This window comes from Desulfobulbaceae bacterium, assembly GCA_013792005.1.
Classification (GTDB): Bacteria; Desulfobacterota; Desulfobulbia; order Desulfobulbales; family VMSU01; genus VMSU01.
The window spans coordinates 1-9,093 of record VMSU01000124.1; the positions used below are offsets into that span (position 1 = coordinate 1).

Genomic DNA, 9,093 nt, shown 5'->3' on the forward strand with positions numbered 1-9,093 from the left:
GGTATCCTTCATGTTTCGGCCAAGGATCTGGGCACTGGTAAGCAGCAGTCGATCAAGATTACAGCTTCCAGCGGCTTGTCCGAGGCAGAAATCTCTCGGATGACCAGTGACGCCGAGGTTCATGCCGAAGAGGATAAGAAACGGAAAGCCTTGATTGAGGCCAAAAATCAGGCTGATTCCATGATCTATGCCACCGGAAAGAGTTTGAAAGAGGTGGGAGATAAAGTCGACGAGGCAACTCGCAAGAATGTGGAAGAGGCTACTGAGAAACTGAAAAAGACCATGACCGGTGACGACACCGATGCCATTAAGGCTGATATTGAGGCCTTGACCCAGGCTTCACATAAATTAGCTGAAGTCATGTACTCCCAGGCCAGTAAGGAGCAACCCGGCGGTAGCGCCGGCGCTGGTGGTACTGAGCCTCCTAAGGACGACAACGTGGTTGATGCCGATTTTGAGGAAGTGAAGTAGTCTCGGTGAGTCATTAAGATCGGTGGGGGAACGTGAGAAATTGCGTTCCCCCATTTTTTTGTAATCGTTCACCAGAAGCGTTGAACGTGCGGATTTCACCGAACTGTAAACGTTTACCGGGCGGCACTCCACGAGATAAAAGCAAGAGGCACACATGAAAACCCTTTCCGGAATCCAGCCTTCGGGGCAACTCCATATTGGTAATTATTTTGGGATGATGCTCCCGATGATCAAGAACATGGATCAGGGAGAACTTTATGCCTTCATCGTCAATCTGCATGCCTTGACATCGGTCCATGACCGGGATCGCATCGCCAAAGACACTATGAATGCCGCGCTCGATTTTATGGCCCTGGGGCTCGACCCGGAACGATGCATCTTTTGGGTGCAGGCGGATGTCCCGGAGGTGACCGAGTTAACCTGGATCTTGTCGACGCTGGCCCCGATGGGTCTCCTTGAGCGTTGTCACTCGTATAAGGATAAGGTTGCCAAGGGAATTGCCGCCAGTCATGGCCTGTTCTCTTACCCGGTGCTGATGGCGGCGGATATTCTCCTCTACCAGGCAGATCGGGTGCCAGTCGGTAAAGATCAGAAGCAGCATATCGAGGTGGCGCGGGACATCGCCATCAAGTTCAACAATACCTTTGGCGAGACCTTTGTCCTGCCGGAGCCGGTGATTGATGACACCGTTGCCACGGTTCCCGGTGTCGATGGGCAGAAGATGTCAAAATCGTATGGCAATACCATTAACATCTTCCAGACCGCCAAGGAGTTAAAGAAATCGGTGATGGCCATTCAGACCGATTCAACCCCGGTTGAGGACCCTAAGGACCCGGAAAAGTGTAATCTTTTTAATATCTTTAAGATGTTCGCTCCGGCTGGACGGTTGGCGGAAGTACGGGATCTCTATCTGAACGGCGGGGCGGCATATGGCTACATCAAGTTGGAACTTGTCGATTTGTTGTGGGAATTTTTTGCCGAGGCCAGGGATAGGCGGGAAGAGATGGCCAAGGACCCGGCTCAGGTGAAGGCGATCCTTGCCCGTGGTGCGGAGAAGGCCCGCGCTAAAGCGACCCCTACTCTGGATTTAGTGCGGGAACGGGTCGGCTTGAGGTATTAGCTTCGCGGTCGGGTGGGTTGGTGTTCACCCGACCATGCAAAATCCGGTTAATTCGGGATTGGCTTGCTGCCGAGGACTTTAACCTCAATGGCGGACCTTTCCGCCTCGTCGAGTTCGGAGGAGGCCCAGTCGATGAACGATTCGGTTACCCGGTGGAAGGCGCCGTTATCTTCCTTGCACTTGGGGCAGACCGATTCCGCTTGGTCTCGGTAGGCGATGACCTTGCTGGCGGGTTCGCCGTTTTTATCAACCGCCGCCATTTTTCGGCAGCCGCATTCCATTCGGATCACTGCCACGCCGATGGCGTCCGGGCTGCCTTCCATGATACCTGCAATCATGGCGTGTTCTGATTTGAGTGCTTTTCCTTTGCTATCCGGGATGGATTTTTTTTGTTTTTTCATGCTGGTGACTCCTGAATCCTTATCTTCTGACTCCTTTGTTGGTATGAGGTATTTTGCTTTTACGCGATAGCGGAGGAGATGGCCAGTTTTTTTTCGTCTTCGGGACCCTTCTGCTCAGGCGGCAAGGAGTTGAAAAAACATTGGCGGCAGGAGAGTTGATGCCTCAAGTTTTTGTTGACAAAAAAAAGGCTGTGCATTAATGGTCATGAAATTATTACGTAGTTTTTGAGCGGTGAGGAGTCCTTGCCGAGCAAGTTATTCATTTAATTTTTATGGAGGAGTTGTAATGTGGAATGTAGAAATTGATAAGGACAAATGTACCGGTGATGAAGAGTGCGTAAACGCTTGCCCAGCACAGGTTCTGGAGATGGTTGACGGTAAGGCTGAGCCTGTTAATATCGACGAGTGTCTTGGTTGCGAGACTTGCGTTGAGGTTTGTCCGTCAGGCGCTATCGTCGTAAGTGAGGCCTAATTCACGTCCGGTACGTGTATTGGGAGCAATAGGCCTGTCTCCGTCAGGGGATGGGCCTTTTTATTTTGTTATCTAGAAAATTAAGGGGTAGGCCTTGAAACCAGGCGCCTCTCTCCGTATTCATCATTTTCTTGCTGCCTCTGTCTGGAGTGTGGTTGGCATGGTCCTATTACTCAGGGGCGGACTCTTCCTGCACACTGCAGGACGGGTGTGGCTGTTGCTGCCCGCGATGGCTGTCGGGACAGCGAAGTCTTTGTTGTTATTAGACAAATCTGCGAGGGAAAACTTGCTACGCCTGTCGGCCAAGGAGGATGGCGACTGTCTTGGCGGGATCTATTCTGTTAAGATGTGGGGCTTGGTGGTGATGATGATAGGGTTGGGCTGGCTCCTCCGTCATTCCGGGCTGCCTGGTGAAATTACCGGCGCCGTGTACGGGGCGATTGGTTGGGCTTTGTTGTTCTCAAGCCGATTGGTGTGGCAACGAGCCATCCACTACCCTTCCTGAGGCGAGTGTGGGTTTGTCCTTGATATGAAAGCGCTAACCGTTGACAATGGCCAACTTCAATGACCTCGTATAATAGGGTTGTTATTGATTTAGGAGCTTTGCAGGCTAACTTTCTCGCCATTCAGGCGGCGGTCGGTCCTGGGGTCGATGTCTTGGCCATGGTTAAGTCGGATGCCTATGGCCATGGTTTGCTGCGTTCTGCGCTGTCCCTGGTCACAGTCGGCGCCACCCATTTTGGGGTGGCGGAGATTGACGAGGGGATTGCCCTGCGTCAAGCTGGCGTCAGCGGCTCCATTGTCGTTTTTCTTGGTTGGGACGGGGCGGACGAGTTGATCGACTATCGGTTGACTCCGGTGGTGTTTGATCTCGGTGTCCTTAAACGATTGTCCGCGCGGGCGGTTGCGCGCCAGGTTCGGATCGGAGTGCAGCTTAAGGTCGATGTGGGGATGGGGCGTTTTGGTATCCTGCCGGCGGAAGTTCCTTCCTTTGTGGCAGCGCTTGGGGACTTGCCTGGAATCTATCTGGCCGGGATCCTCAGTCATTTCCCCATGGCCGATTCTGATGACGGCGTGACTCGTGCGCAGAATACAATTTTTGTGCAGGTGGTGGATGCTCTCAGGAGCCAGCCTGGCATGAAAACGGGGCAGGTCCCGTCTGTTCACATCGCCAACTCGGCGGCGGTTATGGCCTGTCCTGAATCCCATCACGATCTTGTCCGGCCTGGCATTGCTCTCTACGGAGGATATCCGGCCGATGACGCAGTCTGTCGTTCTCGTCTCGCTCTTGCCCCGGTGATGTCTTTTTTAACTCGAGTGTTGCAGCTTAAGGAGGTGCCGGCGGGGTATGGGGTGAGCTATGGCCACCTGCATGTCACGACCCGGTCTACCCGTCTTGCTGTTTTACCGGTTGGCTATGCGGATGGTTATCTGCGATCATTGACCGGCCACGCTCAGGTCCTGATTCGTGGCCAGCGGGCTCCGGTGTGCGGCCGAATCTGCATGAACGCCTGTGTCGTCGATGTCTCTGCTATCCCGGAGGTATCGGTTGGTGATGAGGTCGTGCTGCTGGGCCGGCAGGAAGGACCCATGGGGGTGGGCGAGATTACTGTGGATGAGATTGCCGGATGGATGAAGACCATCCATTACGAGGTTATGTGTCTTTTCGGCAATAGCAACCAGAGGGAGTATGTCGGTGAGATGAGCGAGGCTCTGATCGCTGGCTGATCTTTTCACTGGCGAGGTTTTTTTACTGCTGTCGTTAATTTATTGTTACCTAATTTTTGATGCCGAGGTGTCGGGTGCGCAACATCTGTTGTAGTGTCCACGGGTTATTATGATCAGAGCACGAGTAAAAGAGATTGTCGATAGCTGTTTTCAGGAAGGGGTCAACCGTCAGTACTGGTCTGATGGCGCAGCTGGTTCGTATACGGTGGAACAGCCGAAGCGGGAGGGGCAGGGTGACTTGGCGACTAACCTGGCCATGATCGTTGCCGGCCGGGACAAGAAGAATCCCCGGGCCGTGGCCGCCCAATTGGTCGAACTCCTGGCTGGATCTCCCTTGTTTGACAAGGTCGAGATCGCCGGGCCGGGCTTTGTTAATTTCTTCATTAAAAAAGAGGTCTGGCAGTCGGTCTTGTCTGAGGTGTGCCGTCAGGACCAGACTTTTGGCCTCAGTCAGGTCGGGGCTGGCAAGAAGGTCTTGGTCGAGTTCGTCAGCGCCAACCCAACCGGGCCGCTCAGCGTTGGCCATGGTCGACAGGCGGTGCTGGGTGATGCTATCTGCCGTTTGCTTGCAGCGACCGGTCATCAGGTGACCCGCGAGTATTACTATAATGACGCTGGGCGTCAGATGCGGGTACTAGCGCAGTCGGTGCAGGCACGGTATCTGGAGCTGCTGGGTGAGGAAGGTCAGTTTCCTGAGGACGGCTATCAAGGCGACTATATCGTGGACATTGCCAAGGATCTGCAGGCGGAACATGGTGACACCCTGCGTGGCCAGGAGGATCTGACACCCTTTCAGCTCAAGGCGGAGCAGGCGATTTTTGCCGACATCAACGGCACCCTTGAGCGTCTCTCCATCCACTTTGATAATTATTACAACGAACATTCGCTCTATGATGAGGGCCATATCGACGATGTGGTGGCCCAGCTGCGCGCCAAGGGGCTGGTCTATGATCAGGATGGCGCAGTCTGGTTTAAAACTTCTGAATTAGGGCTGGACCAGGACCGGGTCATCATCAAGAGCACGGGTGAGCCGACTTACCGGTTGCCGGATATCGCCTACCACCGGGAGAAGTTCAAACGTGGCTTTGATTGGATGGTCAATATCTTTGGTTCCGATCATATCGCTACCGTACCCGACGTCATGGCCGGTATTCGGGCGCTGGGCTACGACGACAGCAAGGTTACGGTGGTGTTGCATCAGTTTGTGACGCTGGTAAGGGACGGGAAGCAGGTTAAGATGTCGACTCGCAAAGCAACCTTTGTCACGGTCGATGAGTTGCTTTCCGAGGTTGGTCAGGATGTGGTCCGTTTTTTCTTCCTGATGCGCAAGGCGGACAGCCAGCTTGAATTTGACCTGGGTCTTGCCACCCAGCAGAGTCAGGAGAATCCGGTCTATTACGTTCAATATGCCCATGCCAGAGTGTGCAGCATCCTTCGGCAGGCGGAGGAACGAGGGCTCCCTTTGGGTGAGATTGCGGACGCTCGGCTGGACCTGTTGGTGGAGTCGGAGGAGCTTGATCTCTTAAAAGAGATGGCGGCCTATCCGGAGTTGGTGCAGAGCGCTGCCTATGATCTTGCCCCTCATCGGATTATTTTTTATCTGCAGGACCTGGCGGGAAAATTCCATAGTTATTACAATAAGCACCGGGTCATTTCCGAGGATCAGGCCCTGACCCAGGTTCGTCTGTGGCTGATTAATGGCCTGAGAATGTCCCTGCGGAATGGTTTGGTGCTGATTGGGGTGAAAGCCCCGGAAACCATGTGACAGGCTCATGGCACGGAAGGCACCCAAAGAGAACGCCTTGGTGCGGATTGAACTGGGCATCGGCGGCTTGCTGGGCTTGGTGGTAGTTGTCTTTTGTGTTTTTCTCTGGATGTATCTTTTCGGGGTATGGACCGGGCAGTCCGGGTTGCAATCCACCTTGGCGACCGGCGACCCTCGGGAGTTGATCTCTGCGGCGACCAGAATGTTGAAGGAGTCCCCGCCGCCCCCGGTCGGGACTCCGGAGGCTGATGCCCCCGGGGGTACTACTGCTGCCGCCCCATCAGGGACACAGACGCAAACGGCAAGCCCTGCGACGATAAGCGCTGACAAGGATAAAGAGAACGCACCGTCGTTTTTCGCCATCCAGGTGGGGGCCTTCCGCGACGAGCAACGGGCCTTGAAGGCTGTGGCGCAGTGGCGAGTTCGGGATTATGACGCCTTTTACTTGAAGCCCGATGCCGAAGGAACGTTCTTCCGGGTTCTGGTGGGGCATTTTGACAGCCTGGCCGAGGCCAATACCCTGGCATCCAAGCTTGAATCCAGTGAGCAGAACAAGGTGTTTATCAGCCTCGTGTCCGAAAATCAGAAAAGTTTCCCTGCCGCCTCTCCGTGATCATGAGGAGGCAGGCTTTGACCCCTTTTAGCGTTTTTATGATAGGTGTGATATGATACGCAACGCCACCATGGGTGATATCAAGGAGATTCACTCCCTGCTCAGTCATTTTGCCGCCCAAGGCCAATTGCTGGGCCGGGCGTTGAGCGCCTTGTATGATCAATTGCGGGACTTCAAAGTCTTTGTGGCCCACGATCAGGCAGCCACCACCGGCGTATCTTCCGGTATTGTGGCCGGCTCGGCAGCGCTCCATGTCTGTTGGGAGAATCTGGCGGAGATCCGGTCGTTGGCAGTCCTTGAGCGCTTTCAGGGGCAGGATATCGGCACAAGCTTGGTCCGCTCTTGTTTGGATGAAGCGGATACTCTGGGGATCACCAAGGTGTTTACCTTGACCTATCAGCCTGGATTCTTTAAAAAACTTGGCTTTCATGAGATCGACAAAAATGAGTTGCCCCACAAGGTGTGGAGTGACTGTATTAACTGTCCGAAATTCCCCGATTGTAACGAGACTGCCTTGGTTTGGCAACGGTAAGTTGCGGTCGGTACGGGTATGTTCGGATGTATTTGGGATATATTTTTGAAGCATGTGAGGAATTTGGCCGGTGGTCTTGTGACCTTGCCGCATCTCGCACACTTCCTTCTGACTATGGAGTGATGGTTTTATGATCGGTAAAGTGCTTACCAAGATCTTTGGCAGTAAGAACGATCGGATTCTGAAGAAAATCAAACCGATTATTGATAAGATCAACAGTCTGGAACCGGGTATTGTGGCCCTTGATGATGATGGTCTCCGGGCTAAGACGGTTGAATTTAAAGAACGCCTAGCTCAAGGGGCAATTCTTGACGATATCTTGCCTGAGGCCTTTGCCGTCGCCCGAGAGGCGGGCAAGAGGGTCCTCAATATGCGGGCCTACGATGTCCAGCTCATCGGCGGCGTTATCTTGCATCGGGGCTGTATTTCCGAGATGAAGACCGGTGAAGGCAAGACCCTGGTCGCCACCCTGCCGGTCTATCTGAACGCCCTGGCAGGTAAGGGGGTTCACGTGGTTACGGTCAACGACTACCTGGCCCGGCGTGATAGTAAGTGGATGGGCGAGCTGTATCGTTTCCTGGGGCTGACCGTGGGTACCATCCTTCATGGGATGGACGACGCCGCCCGCCGTGAGGCCTATCATGCCGATGTCACCTACGGCACCAATAACGAGTTCGGTTTTGATTATCTGCGCGACAATATGAAGTTCTCCCTGGAGGAGTTCTGCCAGCGGGATTACTTTTTTGCCATTGTCGACGAGGTGGACAGCATCCTGATCGACGAGGCGCGGACGCCGCTGATTATCTCCGGTCCCGCCGAGATGTCCACTGAGCTGTATGGTAAAGTCAATCGGATCATCCCTCAGTTTAAGGTCCTTGAGCATTACACCGTTGATGAGAAGGCCCGCAGCTTGGCGTTGAATGACGAGGGCGTGGAGCTGGGAGAGCGGTTGCTCGATATCGACAACCTGTATGATCCCAAGAATATCAACTACCTCCATCATTTGAACCAGGCGCTGAAGGCCCATGTGCTGTTCAAGCGCGATGTCGACTATATCGTGGTTAACGGTGAAGTGGTGATCGTTGATGAGTTTACCGGCCGCACTATGCCTGGTCGCCGTTTCAGCGACGGTCTGCACCAGGCGCTGGAGGCCAAGGAGGAGGTCAAGGTTGCTCAGGAGAATCAGACCCTGGCCTCGATCACCTTCCAGAATTATTTCCGCATGTACGAGAAGCTTGCCGGAATGACCGGCACTGCCGATACCGAAGCGGTGGAGTTTAAGAAGATTTACAATCTCGACGTGGTGATGATTCCTACCCACGAAAAGATGGTTCGAGACGATTACGCCGACGTCATCTATAAGAATGCTGCTGCCAAGTATCGGGCAGTGGTTCGCGAGATCAGAGTGATGCATGAGCAGGGGCGGCCGGTTCTGGTCGGGACCATCAGTATCGACATCTCCGAGTTGATCTCCGCCATGTTGAAAAAAGAGAAGATTGAGCATGAGGTCTTAAACGCCAAACACCATGAGCGCGAGGCGGAGATTATCGCCGAGGCGGGACAGGTTGGCCGGGTAACCATCGCCACCAACATGGCAGGACGCGGCACCGACATCAAGCTGGGGGAGGGGGTGGCCGAGTTGGGCGGTCTCCATATTCTGGCCACCAGCCGCCACGAGTCGCGGCGGATCGATAATCAGCTCCGAGGCCGCGCCGGTCGTCAGGGAGATCCCGGTTCATCCCGGTTTTATCTGTCGCTTGAGGACGACTTGCTCCGCATCTTCGGTTCCGGTCGGATCTCCGGGATCATGGAGCGTCTGGGCATGGAAGAGGATGAGCCTATCGAGCACACCATGATCACCAGGGCGATTGAAAACGCCCAGCGGAAGGTAGAGGGCCATAACTTCGATATCCGCAAACACCTGTTGGAATATGACGATGTCATGAACAAGCAGCGGGAGATTATCTATAGCCAGCGGCTTGAGGTCTTAA

Annotated in this window: 10 protein-coding genes; 9 read left to right on the forward strand and 1 reads right to left on the reverse strand. The window is 54.2% G+C overall.

Annotation, left to right across the window (positions count from 1 at the left end; translation table 11 throughout):
* Together FP815_07280 and trpS are read left to right on the forward strand one after the other, a co-directional pair.
* The coding region (locus FP815_07280) for an Hsp70 family protein (GenBank protein MBA3014743.1) at positions 1–471 on the forward strand (471 nt) is incomplete at its 5' end.
* Between the two features lie 154 nt (positions 472–625).
* Positions 626–1,591 carry a tryptophan--tRNA ligase gene (gene trpS, locus FP815_07285; GenBank protein ID MBA3014744.1) on the forward strand — a complete coding sequence of 322 codons (966 nt, stop codon included), beginning with the start codon at positions 626–628 and terminating at the stop codon, positions 1,589–1,591.
* A 47-nt stretch (positions 1,592–1,638) separates the two neighbouring features.
* Here the strand turns inward: trpS and FP815_07290 are convergent, their stop codons facing one another.
* Positions 1,639–1,992, reverse strand: coding sequence for a hypothetical protein (locus FP815_07290; protein MBA3014745.1), 354 nt, complete (start codon positions 1,990–1,992; stop codon positions 1,639–1,641).
* Positions 1,993–2,278: 286 nt separating this feature from the next.
* Here FP815_07290 and FP815_07295 point away from each other — a divergent pair, with 286 nt between their 5' ends.
* The 7 genes from FP815_07295 to secA form a co-directional block, all read left to right on the forward strand.
* Complete coding sequence (locus tag FP815_07295; protein ID MBA3014746.1) at positions 2,279–2,464, forward strand: 4Fe-4S dicluster domain-containing protein; 186 nt, start codon at positions 2,279–2,281, stop codon at positions 2,462–2,464.
* A 94-nt stretch (positions 2,465–2,558) separates the two neighbouring features.
* Positions 2,559–2,969 (forward strand): hypothetical protein, encoded by a 411-nt coding sequence (locus tag FP815_07300; GenBank protein ID MBA3014747.1) that lies wholly within the window; start codon positions 2,559–2,561, stop codon positions 2,967–2,969.
* Positions 2,970–3,028: 59 nt separating this feature from the next.
* Positions 3,029–4,192 (forward strand): alanine racemase, encoded by a 1,164-nt coding sequence (gene alr, locus FP815_07305; GenBank protein ID MBA3014748.1) that lies wholly within the window; start codon positions 3,029–3,031, stop codon positions 4,190–4,192.
* A 109-nt stretch (positions 4,193–4,301) separates the two neighbouring features.
* Complete coding sequence (locus FP815_07310) at positions 4,302–5,957, forward strand: arginine--tRNA ligase (GenBank protein MBA3014749.1); 1,656 nt, start codon at positions 4,302–4,304, stop codon at positions 5,955–5,957.
* A 7-nt stretch (positions 5,958–5,964) separates the two neighbouring features.
* Complete coding sequence (locus FP815_07315) at positions 5,965–6,570, forward strand: hypothetical protein (protein MBA3014750.1); 606 nt, start codon at positions 5,965–5,967, stop codon at positions 6,568–6,570.
* A 52-nt stretch (positions 6,571–6,622) separates the two neighbouring features.
* Positions 6,623–7,102, forward strand: a complete 480-nt coding sequence (locus FP815_07320) for an N-acetyltransferase (protein MBA3014751.1) — start codon at positions 6,623–6,625, stop codon at positions 7,100–7,102.
* A gap of 130 nt (positions 7,103–7,232) precedes the next feature.
* On the forward strand, positions 7,233–9,093 hold a 1,861-nt coding region (gene secA, locus FP815_07325), incomplete at its 3' end, for a preprotein translocase subunit SecA (GenBank protein ID MBA3014752.1).

What these genes read in the sequence shown, in the direction of transcription:
- FP815_07320 (MBA3014751.1), top strand. Translation starts at nt 6,623, where the DNA reads ATGATACGCAACGCCACCATGGGTGATATCAAGGAGATTCACTCCCTG.
- FP815_07310 (MBA3014749.1), top strand. Translation starts at nt 4,302, where the DNA reads ATGATCAGAGCACGAGTAAAAGAGATTGTCGATAGCTGTTTTCAGGAA.
- trpS (MBA3014744.1), top strand. Translation starts at nt 626, where the DNA reads ATGAAAACCCTTTCCGGAATCCAGCCTTCGGGGCAACTCCATATTGGT.
- alr (MBA3014748.1), top strand. Translation starts at nt 3,029, where the DNA reads ATGACCTCGTATAATAGGGTTGTTATTGATTTAGGAGCTTTGCAGGCT.
- FP815_07290 (MBA3014745.1), bottom strand. Translation starts at nt 1,992, where the DNA reads ATGAAAAAACAAAAAAAATCCATCCCGGATAGCAAAGGAAAAGCACTC.
- FP815_07315 (MBA3014750.1), top strand. Translation starts at nt 5,965, where the DNA reads ATGGCACGGAAGGCACCCAAAGAGAACGCCTTGGTGCGGATTGAACTG.
- FP815_07295 (MBA3014746.1), top strand. Translation starts at nt 2,279, where the DNA reads ATGTGGAATGTAGAAATTGATAAGGACAAATGTACCGGTGATGAAGAG.